Below are 19653 nucleotides of genomic sequence, written 5' to 3'. Positions count from 1 at the left end.
TTGATTCTACCTGTTTGTTACCGCCCGGTTTCAGGCGGACTCACCATCTTCTTCCCGGTAGCGCTGCAGCTTGTAACGCAAGGTGCGTTCGCTGATCCCAAGCCGTTCTGCAGCCAGCTTTTTGACTCCGCCAACAGCTTCCAGCGCATCCAGAATGTGTTTTTTCTCGATGGACTTCATATCCATCGCCTGCTCGACAGCAGCATGCTCGGCCACATTGTCAGGCAAGGTAACAAACGATTCGGGCGAGACAGGTTCCAGCATCAGATCGGCGGCAAAAACCTCCGTCCCGGCGGCAAGAATTGCCGCCCGCTGCATCACATTATCTAGCTCGCGGATGTTACCTTCCCAACTATAGGCAGTCAATTCTCGCTCGGCACTGCTGCCAAGCATCAAATTCGGCTTTCCAACTGCATCGGCGTACTTTTTCAGCAATTTCCGTGCCAATGGCAGAATGTCTTCTGGCCGTGCGGCCAAGCCAGGCAGTTGCAGCGGAAAAACATTCAAGCGGAAATACAAATCTTCCCGGAATCGACCCGCAGCGACCTCGGCCTGAATGTCGCGGTTGGTCGTTGCCAGCACCCGGATATCCAGCTTGATGGTACGCGTCGCCCCCACCCGCTCCACCTCGCGCTCCTGCAATACCCGCAACAGCTTCGCCTGCAGCGGCAACGGCATCTCGGTAATCTCATCCAGCAGAATCGTCCCGCCTTGTGCCTGTTCGAATTTGCCCGGCAGGGTGGCGGTTGCGCCGGTAAACGCCCCCTTCTCATGACCAAACAGTGTCGACTCCAGCAAATTCTCCGGGATCGCCGCACAGTTCACCGCGATGAATGGACCATCCTTGCGACGAGAATGTTGATGCATGAAACGCGCCAGCACCTCCTTACCCGCACCGCTGGGACCACTAATCAAAACACTGGCATCACTGGGCGCAACCCGGCTGGCAATCGACAACAGTTTGCGCATTGCTGGCGACTCCGCCACCAGCGTCTCGGCACTCACCTCCGGCACATCCAGGACAAAACGTTCCACCTCGGTGATCAGTTGCTGCGGTTCGAACGGCTTCAGCAGGTAGTGACTGGCACCGGCACGCAGCAACTCGACAGCACGCTCGATCACCCCATAAGCCGTCATCAGCACAAATGGCAGCCCCGGATAGCGGTCCTTGATCGCAAAGAACAACTGATAACCATCCATCGGTTGCATCTGCGCATCCGAGATCACCAGGCCGACCGGCTCGTGCTGCAACACCTCCAGCGCGGCTGTACCGTCTGCCGCCTCCACCACCTGGAAGCCGGCCAACAGCAGTGTATCGACCAGCGCCTCACGCAGATCGGCATCATCCTCAACCACCAAAACAGGCAAGCGTTTCATTTGTTGCTGCATTCCATCCTTCAGCCGCCAGTTCCCTGACGGTTGGCACACAGTGCCATCAACCGACTGGCGATTCCCTGCAGGGGCAGCACTTCATGCACCCCGCCCATGGCAATCGCTTCCTTGGGCATACCAAACACCACGCAAGACGCCTCATCCTGCGCGATATTCAATGCCCCCGCTTCTTTCAATTCCAGCATACCCGCCGCGCCATCGCGCCCCATGCCGGTAAGGATCACGCCGATACAGTGCTTGCCGGCAACGTTGGCCGCCGAGCGGAACAGCACATCAACAGAAGGTTTGTGCCGGTTAACAGGCGGCCCCTGATGCAGACAGACAGCATAGCCGATGCCATTGGTCGACTTGACCAGCAGATGCGAGTGCCCCGGGGCGATGTAGACCGTCCCCGGCAGCAGGCGCTCGCCATCGTCCGCCTCTTTCACTGTCAGCTTGCATAAGGAATCAAGCCGCGCCGCAAACGACTTGGTAAACATTTCCGGCATATGCTGGGTAATCACAATCGGCGGCATTTCGGCCGGCAAGCTGGTCAACAGCACCCGTAAAGCCTCGGTACCTCCGGTGGAAGAACCGATCGCGATCAGCGGCTGCCGCCCCAGTGCCATCCTGCCGGGCTGGCGAGGCAGGATCACATCGGCGGAGTGGCTAGGGGCCACCGACATCGATTTGCTGTCGAGCGTCTTATTGGTTTGCGACATGGCGTTCTCTCGTGACGACGACATCTTGGATTACAACGACTGCTGCAGGCGGCGGCACCAGGCATCGCAGGCTTCCTCGACCAGGTCCAGCACCTGCTCGAAGCCTTGCGGCCCGCCATAGTAAGGATCCGGCACCTCTGCCGGTTGCCCCAATATCGACAATAGCAGCTTCGGCGCCACGCCTCGACCGCCACGCACCCGCTCCAGATTGGCAAGGTTGTCGCAATCGGCCGCCAGCAGGTAGTCGAATTCGGCAAAGTCCGCCGGCGAGACCTGCCGGGCGCGCAACGCACTCAGGTCATAACCCCGCCGTGCGGCAGCCGCCACACTACGCGGGTCCGGCGCGCGGCCAACGTGGTAGTCGTGCGTGCCAGCGGAATCCACCTCCACCAGCGTCTCCAGTCCGTAGTGCTGCAATCGGGCGCGCATCACGCCTTCCATGGTCGGCGAACGGCAGATATTGCCCATGCACACCATTAGCACCCGTATTTTGCGCGCCATGATTTTCCCTTGCCTTGCGGTATCACAACTCACTGAACCAGGCTTTCTCTTTCAGCGCCTTCAGCTCGTCACGCAGCTTTGCCGCCTGCTCGAACTCCAGATTGCGCGCAGCCTCCAGCATGGCTTTTTCCAGGCGCTTAATTTCCTTGGCCAGCGTTTTTTCATCCATCATCGCGATGCGTGCATCTTCGGCCAATGCCTTCCGGTCAGCCGCCTTGTCGTGATACACGCCGTCGATGATGTCCTTGATCTTCTTGTTGATACCTTGCGGCACGATGCCGTGCTCGGCATTGAAGGCCAGCTGCTTGCTACGGCGACGCTCGGTTTCGTCGATGGCGCGCCGCATGCTGTCGGTGATGCGATCGGCGTACAATAGCGCCAAGCCGTTGAGGTTGCGCGCGGCGCGGCCGATGGTCTGGATCAGGCTGCGCTCGCTGCGCAAAAAGCCTTCCTTGTCGGCATCGAGAATCGCCACCAGGCTTACCTCTGGAATATCCAGCCCCTCGCGTAGCAGGTTGATGCCGATCAGCACATCGAACATCCCCAGCCGCAGGTCGCGGATGATTTCCACCCGCTCCACGGTGTCGATGTCGGAGTGCAGGTAGCGCACCTTGATGCCGTGCTCGGTGTAGTAATCCGCCAGCTGCTCCGCCATGCGCTTGGTCAGCGTGGTAACCAGTACCCGCTCGCCGCGCTCGATGCGCAGATGGATTTCCGACAGCAGGTCGTCTACCTGGGTGGACACCGGACGAATCACGATTACCGGATCCACCAGCCCCGTTGGCCGCACCACCTGCTCCACTACCTGGCCGGCATGCTTGGCCTCGTAATCAGACGGTGTGGCGGACACAAAAATGGCCTGCGGTATCAGTTTTTCGAATTCATGGAATTTCAGCGGCCGGTTATCCACCGCGGATGGCAGGCGGAAGCCGTAATCCACCAGATTCTGCTTGCGCGCGGCATCGCCCTTGTACATCGCCCCAACCTGCGGCACGGTGACATGGCTTTCATCGATGAACATCAGCGCGTTCTTGGGCAGATAGTCGATCAGCGTCGGCGGCGCTTCGCCGGGCGCGCGACCGGAGAAATGCCGCGAGTAATTCTCAATGCCCTTGCAGAAGCCCATCTCGTACAGCATTTCCAGATCGAAGCGCGTGCGCTGCTCGATACGCTGCGCCTCTACCAGCTTGCCTTCCTTGTGATACCACTCGATGCGCTCGCGCAGCTCGGTCTTGATCTTCTCGCAGGCACGCAGCACGGTATCGCGCGGCGTCACATAGTGACTGCCCGGATAAACCGTATAGCGGCCAACTCTTTGCTTGGTGACACCGGTCAGTGGATCGAACAGCGTCAGCGTCTCGACTTCGTCGTCAAACAGGCTCACCCGCAGCGCGGTGTCGTTGCTTTCCGCCGGGAAGATATCGATCACGTCGCCGCGCACGCGGAAAGTACCGCGGGCGAAATCCATATCGTTGCGGTCGTACTGCATGGCCGTCAGCCGGCTGATGATCTCGCGCTGCGGCGTGGTCTCACCTTCTTTCAGGTGCAAAATCATCTGGTGGTATTCGGTAGGGTCACCGATACCGTAGATCGCTGACACGGTGGCCACGATCACGCAGTCTGGCCGTTCCAGAATGCTCTTGGTCGCCGACAACCGCATCTGCTCGATATGCTCGTTGATGCTGGAGTCTTTCTCGATGAACAGATCGCGGCTGGGAACGTAAGCTTCCGGCTGGTAATAGTCGTAGTAGGAGACGAAATACTCGACGGCGTTCTCCGGAAAGAACTCGCGCATTTCGCTGTAAAGCTGTGCGGCCAACGTCTTGTTGTGCGCCATGACAATGGCCGGCCGGCCGGTCTGCGCAATCACGTTGGCCATGGTGTAGGTTTTGCCGGAACCGGTGACGCCCAGCAAGGTCTGGTAGCTCAGGCCGTCGGACAGCCCTTCGACCAGACTGGCAATCGCCGTCGGCTGATCACCCGCGGGGGGAAAAGGCTGGTGCAGCCGGAACGGGCTGCCGGGATAGGTAACAACCATGGCATCTCACTCATTTGTCACGCGGATTGTAGCCGAAATCCGCGTCAATCATGGCTTGCAGCGCAATTTCGTCCGCACAACTGGTTTATTTCAATTTAAAATTGAGATATCGAATCGCAACATCTTCGCATCGGAGTCATTACATGATGCTCAGAACACTGGCCATGCTGGTTTGCCTGGCTGGCACCCCGCTGATGGCGGGCGCCGCCGAACCGGTCACCCTTGCCGCCATGACCCCCTCCCCGCGCCTGAGTTCGCACGCGGTAGCCGTCGTGGACGCCCAGACCGGCCAACTGGTCTACGAAAAGAACGCCAACCAGATTCAGCCGTTCGCCTCCATCACCAAACTGATGACGGCGATGGTGACGCTGGATGCCAATCCGTCTATGGATGCGCCGATCACGATCACGGATGACGAGATCGACCGTCTGAAAAACACCAGCTCGCGTCTGGCTGTCGGCTCCACGCTGACCCGCCGCGAAATGTTGCTGCTGGCACTGATGTCGTCGGAGAACCGTGCCGCCGCCTCGCTGGCGCGAACCTACCCGGGCGGCAAGGCGGCGTTTATCGCGCAGATGAACCGCAAAGCCAGGTCGCTTGGCATGACCAACACCGTGTTCCACGATGCCACCGGCCTGGACGTGCGCAATACCTCCACCGCGATGGATCTGGTGCGCATGGTGAAGGCCGCCGCCAACTACCCGCTGATCCGCCAGTTCACCACCACGGCAGAATACTACGCCCATCCCACCGCGACCCGCGTGCTGCATTACAAGAACAGCAACCCGCTGGTTCGTGAGGGCGAGTGGGACATCGGCCTGTCCAAGACCGGCTATATCGAGGAAGCCGGCCGCTGTCTGGTGATGCAGACCATGGTAGGCAGCCAGCGCATGATCATGGTGCTGCTGGATGCCAATGGTTCCGCCGCCCGTGTGAACGATGCCAAGTCGATCAAGAACTGGCTTGAAGCACACCCCAACACCTGGCTGTCGGGCTGATGCCCCAGTGCCGGCAGTAAAGAAAGTGGCCGCCCTCATTCCAGAGGCGGCCATTTTTTTGTCGCCAGATTACTGCTGGCGAAACGCAATCAGATGCTCCAGCTCCAGCCGGATGCCGATGGCTTCACCAATGGCGTGATTGTGATGACTGGGCACCAGCGCCAGCACGCTGCGACCGGATGCCAGCTGCAGGGTGTAAAGAAATTCCGAACCACGGAACACTTTGCCCAGCACCAGCGCCTTCACCTCGCTGCCATCGTCATGCACCACGTCGTCTGGCCGCAACAGCACGTCGACATCATCCCCGACCACAAACTGTCGCGGCACCGCACTGCAGTACTCGCCCAGCTCCAGCGCGACACAGCGCGGCCCGGTCACCCGGCCCGGCACGAAGGCTCCCTGGCCGATGAAGTCAGCCACATAACGCGTCTGCGGCTCGTGGTACAGCTCGTAGGGCGAAGCCCATTGCTGCAACCGGCCCTGCGCCATCACTCCCACCTTGTCAGCCATGGCAAAGGCTTCGTGCTGATCGTGCGTCACCAGAATGGCGGTCGTGCCTTGCGACTTCAGAATCTCGCGCACCTCGCGTGACAAGCGCTCGCGCAGGTCGACATCCAGATTGGAAAACGGCTCATCCAGCAACAGCAAGCGCGGTTGCGGTGCCAGCGCGCGTGCCAGCGCCACCCGCTGCTGCTGGCCGCCGGACAACTCGTGCGGATAGGCCTTACCGTATGCGGCCAACCCTACCACCTCCAGCATGGCGGCCACACGGCGCGCGCGTGCACTACGCGACAGGCCGCCCAGGCCAAAGCCGACGTTCTCCACTACCGACAAATGCGGAAACAGCGCGTAGTCCTGAAACACCATGCCGATTTCGCGTTGATGCGCCGGCACGTTGGCCGCAGCACTGGCAATGCCACGCCCGTCCAGACGGATTTCGCCGTCCAGCAGCGGCTCAAACCCGGCAATACAGCGCAGCACCGTGGTCTTGCCACAGCCGGAACTGCCCAGCAGGCAGCCGATTTCGCCGGCCTCCAGCGCTAACGACAGCTGGTCGATGATTTTCTTGTCGCCATAGCACTGCGACACCGATACCAATTCAAGCAAACTCATCAGGCAACATCCCGTTGACGCGACAGCAAAATGGTTGGCAACAGCCCCACCAGCACAATGGCGATGGCCGGCAGCGCCGCCTGATCCCACATGCCTTCGCTGGTCATGTTGTAGACCCGCACCGACAGCGTGTCCCAGCCGAACGGCCGCGTCATCAGCGTGATCGGCATTTCCTTCATCACGTCGACAAACACCATCAGCATCGCGGTGAACAGTCCGCCCGACAGCAGCGGCAAATAGACCCGATACAACAACGCCCACCCGGACACCCCCAGATTGCGTGCTGCCTCGTCGTGACTGCGGGTAATGCGGTTCATCGCAGCATCCACCGCCGAATGCCCTACCGCCAGAAACCGGGCCATAAAGGCCAGCAGCATCGCCAGCAAGGTTCCCTTGAACACCGCCGTCACCTCGCCGCCGAGGCCAAGCAGGGCAATCAGCTGATTGTCCAGCCACGCTACCGGCACGAACACCCCCACCGCCAGCACGGTACCGGGAATGGCGTAGCCTATCGTCGCCACGCGAGCCGCCAGCCTGACGATGGCGCCGCCATCGCGGCGCACCAGATAAGCCAGTACCAGCGCGATCAGCGTCACCAGCACTGCGGCCAACAATGACAGCAACACCGACCGCCAGGCATACACGATGAAATCGGCACTGAACTGATTGGCAAAATCACGCGACGCCCAGTAGCCCAGTTGCAGCAGGGGCAGCACGAAGGCCAGCAGCAGCACCAGGCTGGCGATACCACTCGCCGCCCAGCCGCGCCAGCCCGTCAAAGGCAACCGTGGAGCAGGTGCAGTACGGCCGGCCTGCGAATAGGCACGGCGGCCGCGGCTGTACTGTTCCAGCAGCAACAGCACGAACACCATCACCACCAGCAGCGAGGCCAGTTGCTTGGCGGTGTCCAGCGAGAACAGCGCGAACCACGCCTTGTAGATGGCGGTGGTAAAGGTGTCGTAGTTGAATACCGCCACGGTGCCGAAATCGGCCAGGCTTTCCATCACCACCAGCAACACCCCCCCCATGATCCACGGCCGTGCCATCGGCAGCGCAATGCGCCAGAAACCCTGCCGCGGCGACAGCCCCAGGCTCTGCCCCACTTCCAGCGCACGTCGTCCCATGGTGGCGAAAGCGTTGCGCGCCAGCAGGTAGACATAGGGGTAGAACGCCAGCGACATCACCAGCAGCAAACCCGTGGTGCTACGAATCTCCGGGAACCAGCGCATATTGTCGAAGTGGGGGCGCAACAGCGTCTGTATCGGCCCGGTAAATTCAAAAATCCCCACCTGGGCAAAGGCCAGCACATAGGCCGGCATCGCCAGCGGCAGCATCAGTGCCCAGCTGAAGAAGCGCCGGCCGGGAAACTGGTACACCGCCACCAGCCAGGCCAGTGATACGCCGATCAGCAGCACGCCGGCAGTTACCCCCAGCAGCATCAGCAGCGTATTACGCAGCAACTCGGGCAAGGCAAATTCCAGCAAATGCTGCCAGATGGCGGGATCGGGGCTGAGCGAGGAAGTCATCACCACCGCCAGCGGCACTACGGTAAACAGACTGATCGCCAGCACCAGCAGTCGAGCGGGCCAGATTGCCAGGCGCCGGCGGATACCGGCGGGCATGGCTGCGCCGGGCGGCGGCGAGTGCCGAGTGCTCGGCAGGGATTTTTCTAACTGCATTGCGTACGCAACTCCGTTGACAAGCCGGAAAGCGAAAAGCCGACAAGGGCAGCGAACTCCCCTTGCCGGCCAGATTGGCTATTGCTTACTTGTAGCCAACACGATCCATCAGCATCACGGCCTGCGCCTGCTTGGAGCCGGCTTCGGACACGTTGATCAGATCCTGCTTCGGCTTGCCCCACGACGCCACCACCGGATTCGGTGCCACTTTCGGGTTGGCCGGGAACTCCATGTCGATGTCGGCGAACAGCTTCTGCGCCTTCTCGGCCGACAGCCACTCCAGCAGTTTCACCGCGCCCTTGGCGTTCTTGGCATGTTTGGTAACACCGGCACCGGATACGTTCACGTGCACGCCATCCAGCTTCTGGTTAGCCCAGAACAGCCCCACCGGCAGGTTGGGCTCTTTTTTCAACAGGCGACCGAAGTAATAGGTGTTGGCAATACCGACATCGCACTGGCCGGCGCCAATGGCCTCCAGCATCTTGGTGTCGTCCGGGAAGACCGGTGCCGCCAGGTTATCGACCCAGCCTTTGACAATACGCTCGGTTTTCTCCACACCGTAATTGCCGATCATGGTGCCGACCAGCGACTGGTTGTACACCTTCTTGGCGGTACGCAGACACAGCTTGCCCTTCCATTTCGGGCTGGCCAGATCTTCGTAACTGGACAGCTGCTCCGGCTTAACGGTCTGCTTGTTGTAGAAAATGGTGCGGGCGCGTACTGACAGGCCAAACCAGTTATTGCCCGGATCGCGCAGGTGCGCCGGGACGTTGGCCGCCAGCGCGGCGGACTTCACCGGCTGGAACAGCCCCAGGTTGTTGGCCTGCCACAGATTGCCGGCATCCACGGTCATGAAAATATCGGCCGGCGAGTTGGAGCCTTCGGCTTTCAGGCGCTCCATCAACGGGCCTTCGCCACCGCTGACCACATTGACCTTGATGCCGGTTTCCTGCTCGAACACGCCCAGAATGGGCTTGATCAGCTGTTCGGCACGCGCGGTATATACCGTGATTTCTTCCGCCAGCGCCGCGCTGCTCATGGCAGCCAGCACTGCCATCATTACCAGTTTCTTGCTCACAACCCGTCCCTTTCGCGCTACAAACCGTTACAAACGCGAAAAGTATAATCGTAACAAGAACTACTATCAACAACTGCGCGAATTAGTTGGGCCGAACCGGAAACCGTACCCAATCCCCCGCTGTCGCCTGCTGACGGTTATTGCGTAACCGGGCCACGGCAAAACGCGGCTGCACCTGCTCGATTTCCAGATCACCAATCACCTGTTCCGGCACACCCAGCACCTGACCATCCAGACGCCGTACTTCGGTAGCCGGTCGCGGCTTGTACAGCAGCAACCGATCACGTACCGCCAGACCATCCAGCGCGCCGGCCGCCAGAAAGACACGGTCGCCCTCTACCCGCGCGACACGGGTGGTAAACGGCAAACACTGCATGGTGTCGCGCACCTTGTCGGCAATGCCGCCAAGCGTCTGGTCGATCAGACGGCCGTAGTCGGTTTGTGCCAGAACAGCGGTATCGAACAGCCGCGCCGAATCGACATGGACATCACCGCGTGCTTCGCGATTCACCACATCGCGCAGCAGCACCCCGCCACTGATCGCGTCATACAGCCAGTACTCCACCCCCAGCCGTCGCTCTACCGGCACCTGCCGCACCGACAGCCCCAGCAAGCCGGCAAACGGCCCGGTGTAGTACACGCCTTGCTGCATATCGTTAACATTGCCGAACATCGTCGCCCGCGGCTCGTTGCGGGTAATGGCGTTATCGATAATGCGTCCGGCCAGCACGAACTGCACACCCTCCCTGCGGCCAACATCGCGCACCGCATCAGTGGCCTGCCACGGGTCCTGCACCTTGCCATCCGGAAACAGCGTCACATTGCCGGCATCCAGCGCCTGCACATCGCGCTGGCGGTTGAGTCGCCGCACCAGTTCACTCGGAAACCAGGTAGAAATATTGCCCAGATCCGATGCCTGCTGCGGCTGCTCGACAGAAAAATAGGTGGTAACCAGTCGCCGTGCCAGGAAGCGCCCGGGTGGCAGCGTGGAGCGCTGGCAGGCAGCGCTGGCCTTGTCGGTGCTGGAAGCCGCCTCTGCCGGCGTTGCCGGCGGATCGGTGTCCAGCTGCACGGTGACAAACAGCAAGCCATCGCGACGGCTTTCGCTGATTACCTGCGTCTTGCCCGGCAACGATACCGGGCCAAGCATCAGGCTCTCTGCCGTCACCGTGCCATTGTTTACTTCGCTGCTGCCTTGCACGCCGCCCTGGCGGGTCATCGCGATCTGGCGCAAGGCGTCTTCGATGGCGGCTTGCCGCGCGGCCAACGGGCCGGCCTCCAGCGAGGCCATGCCCTCGGCTTGATATACCTCGGCCATGACTGCCGGTGCAGCCAGCAAAACAAACGCCGCCCCGAAGGCGGCGCGTAACAGACTGGATGTTTGCATTATGTCTCAGTGTGCAACGTAGAAGTCCCCGCCATACACGCAGCCGCTGTCAGTACAGCCAAGCTTGCTGCCATCGCTGGCCGGCAGGACACGGGCCGCGGTGGCCACATTGCCGGTGGTCGCCAGAGCCGTACGGTAAGCTTTGAAGAAGCCCTCGTCCAGCACCATCTCGGCAATGCTCTCGCTACTGCCATCCGGCTTGAACTCGGTGGACAGCAAGCGCACGCCACGCAGATAGGCATCGACATAGACGCGGAAGCTGTCGTTGCTGGCCACCAGATTGCCTACCGAGCTGTTACCGGACAATTTGAAGCCCTGCACCTGTTCGGCAATGGCGCGATAGGCATCCAGTTGCGCGGCGCGCATCGCCAGCAGGCGACGCTGCACCGGCGACAGATCCTTGCCGGACGGCGGTGCGCCGCGGCCAATCACGCGGATGCGCAGGGCGTTATAGGTTTCGGCTTTCGGTGCCGGCGGATCGGACAACGGCCCGACATAACCGCCCCCCATCATTACCCCGTTCTGGGTCATGACCGGCTGGCGGGCAATACCCAGCTGTTCGTGGCTGCCAGCCACCGCCGGCGCCTCTTCAACGTTGGCCGCAGGTGCCGGTGCGGCAGCCACTACCATCCATTGCTGGCCTTCTGCCTGCGCTGCAGGAGTAGAGGCGCAGGCAGTCAGCGCGGTAAGGGCCAGCAGGCCTGGTAACAGTCTGATTAAGTTCATGGTGCAGCTCCGCAAGCTATCTATATTGTTGTACAGCGTGTCTGCTTTATCGGCTCCGGTTCACAAAGCTTGAGGCTATTTGCAAGCAGCGCTTCAAGGCCGGCAACGGCTGCCGCCCGGCAACGAGCATGCTAAACTCCCGCCCATTGCACACCCCGGATTGCCGCGCATGAAAAAACTGCTGACATCACTATTGTTGCTGCTGCCGCTGGCGGCGCAGGCCGTTCCGACCGTGGAACTGACCACCAACAAGGGCCCGATCACCATCGAGCTGAATCCGGCCAAAGCGCCAAAGACGGTGGAAAACTTCGTGGCCTACGTCAAAGCCGGCCACTACAGCAACACCCTGTTCCATCGCGTGATTGATGGCTTCATGATCCAGGGCGGCGGCTTCACGGTGCAGAATGGCAACCTGGAACAGAAGCCGACTCGCGCGCCGGTAATGATCGAGGCAGACAACGGCCTGAAAAACGTGATCGGCAGTATCGCTATGGCACGCACGCCGAACCCGAATTCCGCCACCTCGCAGTTCTTCATCAATCTGGTGAACAACGACTTCCTCGACTTCCGCAGCAAGACTCCGGAAGGCTGGGGCTATACCGTCTTTGGCAAGGTCATTGCCGGCATGGACGTCGTAAACCGGATTTCCAAGGTACGCACCGGCTACATTGGCGGCATGCAGGATGTGCCGCTGGAGCCGGTCATCATTACCAAAGCTACCTACAAACCCTGAGCAACACTTAAGGATAGACTCATGATCAAGCTGAGCACCAACCACGGTGACATCGTGCTGGAAATGTTTGCCGACAAGGCGCCGAAAACCGTCGCCAACTTCGAGCAATACGTACTGGATGGCCACTACAACGGCACCATCTTTCATCGCGTAATCAATGGCTTCATGATCCAGGGCGGCGGTTTCACTGCCGACATGGAACAGAAAGACACCCGCGACACCATCAAGAACGAAGCCAACAACGGTGTCTCCAACAAGACCTACACCATTGCCATGGCCCGCACCCCGGACCCGCATTCCGCCAGCGCCCAGTTCTTCATCAACGTCGCCGATAACGACTTCCTCGATTTCCGCGCCGAAACCATGCAGGGCTGGGGCTACTGCGTATTCGGCCAGGTAGTGCAAGGCCAGGACGTGGTTGACCGCATCAAGACCGTGGCAACCGGTCGTGCCGGCGGCCACCAGGACGTGCCGCTGACTCCGGTAGTCATCGAAAAAGCCGAGATCATCCAGGGCTAAGCCGCTTGTGCCGACCACGGGCCGCCTTGTGCGGCCCTTTTTGACGACTGATCATGGCCATCCATTTCATTTCCGATCTGCACCTGCATGACGAAGCCAGCTGGCTGGGCGAGCTGTTCACCCGCACCCTGGCCGAGTGGCGCGGCAAGATCGATGCACTCTACATCCTGGGCGACCTGTTCGAATACTGGGTGGGTGACGACGACCGGCAGGCATTCAGCGATACCATGCTGGCGGCGATGCGCGACTTTTCCGCCGTCACCCCGCTGTTCGTGATGCGCGGCAATCGCGACTTCCTGCTGGGGCCGGGCTTTGCCGCCGCCAGTGGTGCCACCCTGCTGGAAGAACCGCATTTGCTGAAGGCATATGGCCGCGACTATCTGCTGGTTCACGGCGACGGCGAATGCACCGACGATGCGCCCTACCAGCAATTCCGCGCCATGGTGCGCCAGCCGGCATGGCAGGCCGCGTTCCTGCAGAAGTCGCTGGCCGAGCGCCATGCCATTGCCCGCCAGGTGCGCGGCATGAGCGAGCAGAAAAAACAGACCCAAGGCCCGAGCGAGATCAGCGATGTCACCCCGGCCGCCATCGAGGCGCTGCTGGCACGCTACCCCGGTGCCACCCTGATCCACGGTCACACCCACCGTCCGGCGCGCCACGAGCACCGCGTCAACGGCGAAGAGCGCGAGCGCTGGGTGATTGCCGACTGGCACGACGGCCACGGCGGCTACCTGCGGCTGGACAGCGTCGGCCTCAGCGCCCATCCACTGGCACTGCCGCATCACTGAACGTTGGCCGCATTACCCTCCCCGTCCAAGGCCCGGCTAAGCCGGGCCTTGTCACATCCGGCGCCCCTTGCTGCCAGTCTGCAGCCAAGCCGGCTGCAGACGTGCGCGATCGGCTAATAATCGCCGCTTTTCGGCGCAGTTAAGGGTTTCCCCGCAAGGGGCAGCCCCAACAGACAAGCATTTTCTCTCCCGCTACAGTCCGGCCGTGCGCAACAAAACCCGCTTGCCAACAAGGACAAGCAACGCCGCATCCGATACAACAAGGAGAGAAACATGTGGTCACACGTCTATGACCCGCTAGGCAACCCCTGGCTGTCCACACTGGCAGCCGGCATACCCGTTATCGTGCTGCTGGGCGCGCTGGGTATCTTCCACGTCAAGGCACACAAGGCCGCCTTGCTCGGTCTGGCCACTTCGCTGCTGGTCGCCGTCGGCATCTTCAGCATGCCCGCCAGCATGGCCGCCAGCGCGACGCTGCTGGGCGCGGCCAACGGCTTGCTGCCGATCGGCTGGATCATCCTCAACGTGATCTTTCTGTACCAGCTCACCGAGCGCAAAGGCCAGTTCGCCATTCTGCGCGAGTCGATTTCCGGCATCACCACCGACCGCCGCCTGCAGCTGCTGCTGATCGCCTTCTGCTTCGGCGCGTTCTTTGAAGGCGCCGGCGGCTTCGGTACCCCGGTAGCGGTGACCGGCGCCATGCTGATCGGTCTGGGCTTCTCGCCGCTGGCCGCCTCCGGCCTGTCGCTGATCGCCAATACCGCCCCGGTGGCCTATGGCGCGCTGGGCACCCCGATCACCACCCTGGCCAAGGTCACCGGCCTGGATGTGCTGCAGGTGTCGGCCATGGTTGGCCGCCAGATGACCATCTTCGCCATCATCGTGCCGTTCTGGCTGCTGATCGCCTTCTGCGGCTGGCGTAACACCCTGCGCATCTGGCCGGCAGTACTGGTGGCCGGGCTGTCGTTCGCCATCCCGCAACTGCTGGTTTCCAACCTGATGGGGCCGGAACTGGTCGCCGTGATCGCCTCGGTCTGCTCGATCGCCGCGCTGGTGACCTTCCTGAAAATGTGGAAGCCGAAGGAAATCTACACCTCTACCGCCGGCACCATGGGTGGTGAGGCCGCCAACGGCGCCAAGGCCATCGTTGCCGACAAGCATCACGGTTACAGCAGTGGCGAGGTGATCCGCGCCTGGCTGCCGTGGCTGATCCTGTCGGTGGCGGTGTTCGCGTTCGGTTCGCCCAGCGTCAAGAAAGTGCTGGATGGCATCTTCACGCTGGAAATCCAGTGGCCGGGCCTGCACAACCTGATCTACAAGATGCCGCCGGTAGTGACCGCGCCGCATCTGGAAGCCGCCATCTACAAGCTCAACCTGCTGTCTGCCACCGGTACCGGCATTCTGGTGGCCGCACTGATCTCGGCGCTGATCATGGGCTATCGCCCGGGCGAGATGCTGAAGGTATACAAGGAAACGTTCTGGTCGCTGCGCTTCTCGCTGATCACCATCGTGGCGATGCTGGCTCTGGGCTACGTCACCCGTTTCTCCGGCGTGGACATCACCCTGGGTCTGGCGTTCTCGCACACCGGCGTGTTGTACCCGTTCTTCGGCACCCTGCTGGGCTGGCTGGGCGTGGCGCTAACCGGCTCCGATACCGCGGCCAACGTACTGTTCGGCGGTTTGCAGAAAGCCTCGGCGCAGCAGCTGGGCCTGTCGCCGGTACTGATGACGGCGGCCAACTCCTCCGGCGGCGTGATGGGCAAGATGATCGACGCGCAATCCATCGTGGTCGCTTCCACCGCCACCCAGTACTACGGCAAGGAAGGCGTGATCCTGCGCTACGTGTTCTTCCACTCGCTGGCGCTGGCCTGCCTGGTCGGCCTGGTGGTCACGGCAATGGCCTACCTGCCCCCGTTCACCAGCCTGGTGATCCACCCATAACACCCCGTCTGCCAGCAAAACCCCGGTTCGCTAACCGGGGTTTTTTATTGTCAGCAGCCCGCAAGGCGCCGACCCGGAATCAACGCCGCCGCGCGGCTTTCGCCATCCAGGCTTCAAATTTGCAGCAAATTTGCCGATACTGGCGGCACTATCCATCCACCATCAAAAACAAGGGGGGCTATATGTCCATCATCAAGGAGTTCCGCGAATTTGCCATGCGCGGCAATGTCATCGATCTGGCTGTCGGTGTGGTTATCGGCGGCGCGTTCGGTGCCATCGTCAAATCGCTGGTAGACGACGTGATCATGCCGCCCATCGGCCTGCTGGTCGGCAATGTCGACTTTGCCAACCTGTTCCTGGTATTGAAGGAAGGCGCCAAGGCCGCCGCGCCGTACGCCTCGGTAGCGGCAGCCAAGGAAGCCGGTGCCGTTACCCTCAACATCGGCCTGTTCATCAACGCGCTGGTGAGCTTCACCATCGTGGCATTTGCCATCTTCATGCTGGTGAAAGTCATCAACCGCCTGAAACGCGAAGAGAAAGCCGAAGCGCCGGCCGAAGTCACCAGCAAGGAATGCCGCTACTGCCTGTCCAGCATTCCGCTGAAAGCCAGCCGCTGCCCATGCTGCACCTCGCAGCTGGACTGATCCGGCTCATGACAAAGGCCGCCCGCAGGCGGCCTTGTTGTTGGTTTTGCAGAGAACCCTTCTAGCGCAACTGCTGCACCTGCGGCACCAGGCCTGTCAACAAACTGACCACCGTGCTCCACGGCGGAATGGCAGCCCCGGCTACGCCACACGCGGCACAGCCACTGGCCACTGCGGTCGCCAGATGCCGCATCGGCACCGCCTGCGGTGTCTGCCACAGGCTGGCCAGCAAGCCGGCCATGCTGGCATCCCCTGCCCCCACTGTATCCACCACCGCCACCGGCGGTGGTGCCAGTTGCCATACATGTTCCCCGATCCACAGCTGCGCGCCGGCGGCTCCTTGCGTGTACAGCAGCCACGCCTGCGGGTTCCACTGCCGCAATGTGGCCAGCGCTGCCGCCTGATCATCGTGGCGGAACAGGCCGACCAGGTCTTCGTCGGACACCTTGATCACGTCGGCCAGCATCACCATCTCGCGCAACATGCCATCGTAGCCGGCATCCATCACCACACGGAAATTCGGGTCGTAGGCGATGCGGGTGCCGGCGGCCTTAAGTTGCCGGGCCTGCGCCAGCAAATGCCCCGCCAGCGGCTGGCGGGCCAGGCTGATGCCGCCGAACAGCGCCCAGCGCGCCGCTTGCCGCCAATCCTGCGGCAGGTTGGCCGCATCGAAGTGCAGGTCAGCACTGTTGTCGCCCACAAAGAAGTAGCGCGGCTGCTGTGTGCTGTACACCATGGCCAGCAGGGGCGCGGCGTCAACTTGCTGCAGGTAGCGCAAATCCAGTCCGGCCTCGGCACTGGCGGCCAGCAGCGCGTCGCCAAAGCAGTCACGGCTGATGCTGCCGGCAAAGGCAGCCGGTAGCCCCCAGCCAGCCAGGATGCGTGCCACGTTCCACGGCGCGCCGCCGGGGCGCGACAGCCAGCGGTCATCAGACTGGATGATCATGTCGGTCAAGGCCTCGCCAAAACAGAGCAAGGCCGGTAAGGGCTGTGTCATTGCGTCTCCTGCATGAAAAAAAACCTGCCGCAGGACGGCAGGCCAGGACCTCTGGAGCCGGCAGCACACGCTGCCATGCACAACGGCATCAAAAGCCGATGTGCACACCAGCAAACAGCGAATTGTCTCGCGGGTTACCGTTCTTCTTGTCAGACTTGAATTCGACTAACAGGCTGGTCTGGAAACGGCTTTCCTTGCTGGACAAATCGTAATCGGCACCCAGCAGACTCACCTTGTGCTTGCCGCCATTCACATAGCCGTAGTCGTTGGTGTTGATGTAGCCGGCACGTACGCCGACACGCTGCGGCTTGTACTCGGCGTACACTCCCACGCTCTTTTGCATCGGGCCGCTGACATTCTTGGAGTTGTTGAACTCGGTCGCCAGGGTCAGACCGGCAGCCGGCATCACTTTGAACGCCAGCAGCGTGTCTTTCAGCGTACCGCCGGCAGCTACTTTCTGCTGGCCAACCGACAGTCGGGCACCGAACATGCCTTGCTCGTAGGTGCCGCTGGCCGCCCAGGCGTCGGTCGCGCGCGGCTGGGTGGTGGTCTTGTCTTCACCCGGCGAGTAGCTGAACGACAGCGCCAGGCCATTCAGGTTGGGCGCTTCGTATTTGAAGGCGCCACGGCCAGAACCACCACCGCTGGCGATATCGCCACGATCCGGGCCTACGTCGTAGGCGTACAGATTGGCCTTGAAGTAGCCGTCACCGTAGGCATTGATGCCCCGGCCCAGTTTCACGGTACCGAAATCACCCTGCAGACCGACAAAGGTATCGCCATTGGCGAAATAATCGGTACCCTTATTATTATCCAGTTTGATATCGGTATTTACCTGCAGCAGCGCTTTCAAACCATTACCGATATCGGCACTGCCCACCACATCCAATTCGGAACCACCATCTTCCACCGCACGATTAGTAATACCGTTTTCTTTTTTCGATGCCATACCGACTTCAATCTTGCCGGTAAGCTTGATATCGCCATCCAGGGCAAAAGCGTGGCCAGTCATCAGAATGCCAACCAGCAGCAGGATGTTTTTATTCTGGATCATACTTGTCTCCGTTTATGTTTATTTTCCGGCGTTCCACCGGTGATGGCCATTTAAAACGGTGACAATAATGTAGCCAACAAATTACAAAACAATGCCTGAATTTTTTTAAAATGAATTGGTTACCAGCAACAAAATAATATTCACAATCAAAACCGGATATTAATAATTGAAATATTGCATAAATAAATAAAGGCACCTTGCGATGCCTTTATCCGGGAAAAACGAAACCGCCGCCGGCTGACTCAGGCCGCGGCCAGGTTGGCCGCCAGCCGTGGCAGCGCCTCGTCGGCGGCATCGAACACATGCACGCGATCGGCCGGGAGCGTAAAGCGCAGGCTGTCGCCGATAACAGCGCCCTGAGCAGTCAGCTTCACAACTAACGGCGCCGGAGACAGATCGCTATCCAGATAGGCGTAGCTGTGTTCGCCCAGGTGCTCCAGATGGGTAATGCGGCCCAGCAGGCTACCCTCTCCCACCTGCACATGCTCGGGGCGGATGCCCAGCGTCACCGCACTGCCGGCCACCAGCCCCGCCGCATTCACCTCCGCCAGCACGGTGGCGCTGCCCGCCTGGCATTGCAGGCCGTCGCTGCGCGCCATGCTCACCCCGGCAGGAAAGAAGTTCATGCCCGGCGAGCCGATGAAACCGGCCACGAAGCGGTTCTTCGGGTGGTGGTACAGCTCCAGCGGGTGGCCCACCTGGGCAATACTGGGCACTCCCTCCTGTCCGGCCAGCGGCTTGAGCAGCACGATCTTGTCGGCCAGCGTCATCGCCTCCACCTGGTCGTGCGTCACATACACCATGCTGGCGCTCCCCAGCGCGCGGTGCAGACGGGCAATCTCCACCCGCGTCTTCACGCGCAGCGAGGCGTCCAGGTTGGACAGCGGCTCGTCAAACAGAAACACCTTGGGCTGCCGCACGATGGCGCGCCCGATGGCCACCCGCTGGCGCTGGCCGCCAGACAATGCGCCCGGCTTGCGGTCCAGCAGCGCAGTAAGGTGCAGCGACTCGGCGGCGCTGCGCACGCGGCGTTCGATCTCGGTTTTGCCCAGCTTCAGGTGGCGCAGGCCGAAGGCCATGTTGTCGTACACCGTCATGTGCGGGTACAGCGCGTAGCTCTGGAACACCATCGCCACATCGCGTTGCGCCGGCGGCACCTCGTTAACGCAGCGGCCGTCGATGTACAGCTCGCCGCCACTGGCGTCGTCCAGGCCGGCGATCAGCCGCAGCAGCGTGGACTTGCCACAACCGGACGGGCCGATGAACACGCAGAACTCGCCCGGTGCGATGGTGAGGTTGATGTCGGCCAGGATGGGGTTGCCACCAAAGCGCTTATGAATACCTTGCAGTCGGATTTCGCTCAT

General features: G+C 61.3%; 18 protein-coding genes. 6 read left to right on the top strand and 12 right to left on the bottom strand.

The features are described from left to right. Positions 1-30 precede the first annotated feature (30 nt). From HU218_RS15235 to uvrB, 4 genes are read right to left on the bottom strand one after another with little or no spacing between them, the layout of a single operon-like run. Positions 31-1377: a sigma-54-dependent transcriptional regulator gene (locus HU218_RS15235; RefSeq protein ID WP_174875896.1), complete on the bottom strand. Its 1347-nt coding sequence runs from the start codon at positions 1375-1377 to the stop codon at positions 31-33. Positions 1378-1397: 20 nt separating this feature from the next. Then, the gene (locus tag HU218_RS15230; protein WP_281357195.1) at positions 1398-2093 is read right to left on the bottom strand and encodes a chemotaxis protein CheB; all 696 of its coding nucleotides are present in this window, start codon (positions 2091-2093) and stop codon (positions 1398-1400) included. A 30-nt stretch (positions 2094-2123) separates the two neighbouring features. Then, a complete protein-coding gene (locus HU218_RS15225) occupies positions 2124-2594 on the bottom strand; it encodes a low molecular weight protein-tyrosine-phosphatase (protein WP_174875792.1) in 471 nt (156 codons plus the stop codon). 22 nt (positions 2595-2616) lie between these two features. Then, on the bottom strand, positions 2617-4632 hold the full coding sequence (gene uvrB / locus HU218_RS15220; protein ID WP_174875791.1) for an excinuclease ABC subunit UvrB: 2016 nt from the start codon (positions 4630-4632) through the stop codon (positions 2617-2619). Between the two features lie 143 nt (positions 4633-4775). Between uvrB and pbpG the strand changes: the two genes are divergently transcribed. Next, positions 4776-5630 (top strand): D-alanyl-D-alanine endopeptidase, encoded by an 855-nt coding sequence (gene pbpG / locus HU218_RS15215; protein WP_174875790.1) that lies wholly within the window; start codon positions 4776-4778, stop codon positions 5628-5630. Positions 5631-5699: 69 nt separating this feature from the next. Here the strand turns inward: pbpG and HU218_RS15210 are convergent, their stop codons facing one another. The 5 genes from HU218_RS15210 to HU218_RS15190 all read right to left on the bottom strand — a co-directional run bounded on the left by HU218_RS15210 (position 5700) and on the right by HU218_RS15190 (position 11613). After that, on the bottom strand, positions 5700-6743 hold the full coding sequence (locus HU218_RS15210) for an ABC transporter ATP-binding protein (protein ID WP_174875789.1): 1044 nt from the start codon (positions 6741-6743) through the stop codon (positions 5700-5702). Further along, positions 6743-8365, bottom strand: a complete 1623-nt coding sequence (locus HU218_RS15205; protein ID WP_174875788.1) for an ABC transporter permease — start codon at positions 8363-8365, stop codon at positions 6743-6745. Before HU218_RS15205 ends, HU218_RS15210 begins: the two co-directional genes overlap by 1 nt. A gap of 142 nt (positions 8366-8507) precedes the next feature. Then, positions 8508-9500, bottom strand: coding sequence for a Fe(3+) ABC transporter substrate-binding protein (locus HU218_RS15200; RefSeq protein WP_174875787.1), 993 nt, complete (start codon positions 9498-9500; stop codon positions 8508-8510). Positions 9501-9582: 82 nt separating this feature from the next. After that, positions 9583-10887, bottom strand: a complete 1305-nt coding sequence (locus tag HU218_RS15195) for a flagellar assembly protein T N-terminal domain-containing protein (protein ID WP_174875786.1) — start codon at positions 10885-10887, stop codon at positions 9583-9585. A 6-nt stretch (positions 10888-10893) separates the two neighbouring features. Continuing rightward, the gene (locus tag HU218_RS15190; RefSeq protein ID WP_174875785.1) at positions 10894-11613 is read right to left on the bottom strand and encodes an LPP20 family lipoprotein; all 720 of its coding nucleotides are present in this window, start codon (positions 11611-11613) and stop codon (positions 10894-10896) included. 169 nt (positions 11614-11782) lie between these two features. Between HU218_RS15190 and HU218_RS15185 the strand changes: the two genes are divergently transcribed. The 5 genes from HU218_RS15185 to mscL all read left to right on the top strand — a co-directional run bounded on the left by HU218_RS15185 (position 11783) and on the right by mscL (position 16238). Further along, a complete protein-coding gene (locus tag HU218_RS15185) occupies positions 11783-12346 on the top strand; it encodes a peptidylprolyl isomerase (RefSeq protein ID WP_174875784.1) in 564 nt (187 codons plus the stop codon). Between the two features lie 21 nt (positions 12347-12367). Beyond that, positions 12368-12865: a peptidylprolyl isomerase gene (locus tag HU218_RS15180; protein ID WP_174875783.1), complete on the top strand. Its 498-nt coding sequence runs from the start codon at positions 12368-12370 to the stop codon at positions 12863-12865. Between the two features lie 53 nt (positions 12866-12918). Next, a complete protein-coding gene (locus HU218_RS15175; RefSeq protein ID WP_174875782.1) occupies positions 12919-13653 on the top strand; it encodes a UDP-2,3-diacylglucosamine diphosphatase in 735 nt (244 codons plus the stop codon). Between the two features lie 273 nt (positions 13654-13926). Beyond that, positions 13927-15594: an L-lactate permease gene (locus HU218_RS15170; protein ID WP_174875781.1), complete on the top strand. Its 1668-nt coding sequence runs from the start codon at positions 13927-13929 to the stop codon at positions 15592-15594. Positions 15595-15776: 182 nt separating this feature from the next. Beyond that, positions 15777-16238, top strand: a complete 462-nt coding sequence (mscL, locus tag HU218_RS15165; RefSeq protein ID WP_174875780.1) for a large conductance mechanosensitive channel protein MscL — start codon at positions 15777-15779, stop codon at positions 16236-16238. A gap of 61 nt (positions 16239-16299) precedes the next feature. Here the strand turns inward: mscL and HU218_RS15160 are convergent, their stop codons facing one another. From HU218_RS15160 to HU218_RS15150, 3 genes are all read right to left on the bottom strand, one after another. Further along, on the bottom strand, positions 16300-17235 hold the full coding sequence (locus HU218_RS15160) for a carbohydrate kinase family protein (RefSeq protein ID WP_174875779.1): 936 nt from the start codon (positions 17233-17235) through the stop codon (positions 16300-16302). A gap of 88 nt (positions 17236-17323) precedes the next feature. Continuing rightward, positions 17324-18289 (bottom strand): porin, encoded by a 966-nt coding sequence (locus HU218_RS15155; RefSeq protein ID WP_174875778.1) that lies wholly within the window; start codon positions 18287-18289, stop codon positions 17324-17326. Positions 18290-18531: 242 nt separating this feature from the next. Then, positions 18532-19653 carry an ABC transporter ATP-binding protein gene (locus HU218_RS15150; RefSeq protein ID WP_174875777.1) on the bottom strand — a complete coding sequence of 374 codons (1122 nt, stop codon included), beginning with the start codon at positions 19651-19653 and terminating at the stop codon, positions 18532-18534.

The sequence above is a fragment of the Vogesella oryzae genome, assembly GCF_902829295.1.
GTDB classification, from domain to species: Bacteria; Pseudomonadota; Gammaproteobacteria; order Burkholderiales; family Chromobacteriaceae; genus Vogesella; species Vogesella oryzae.
The sequence above is the reverse complement of the archived record's forward strand: the minus strand, read 5'-3'. Positions and strand labels throughout refer to the sequence as shown.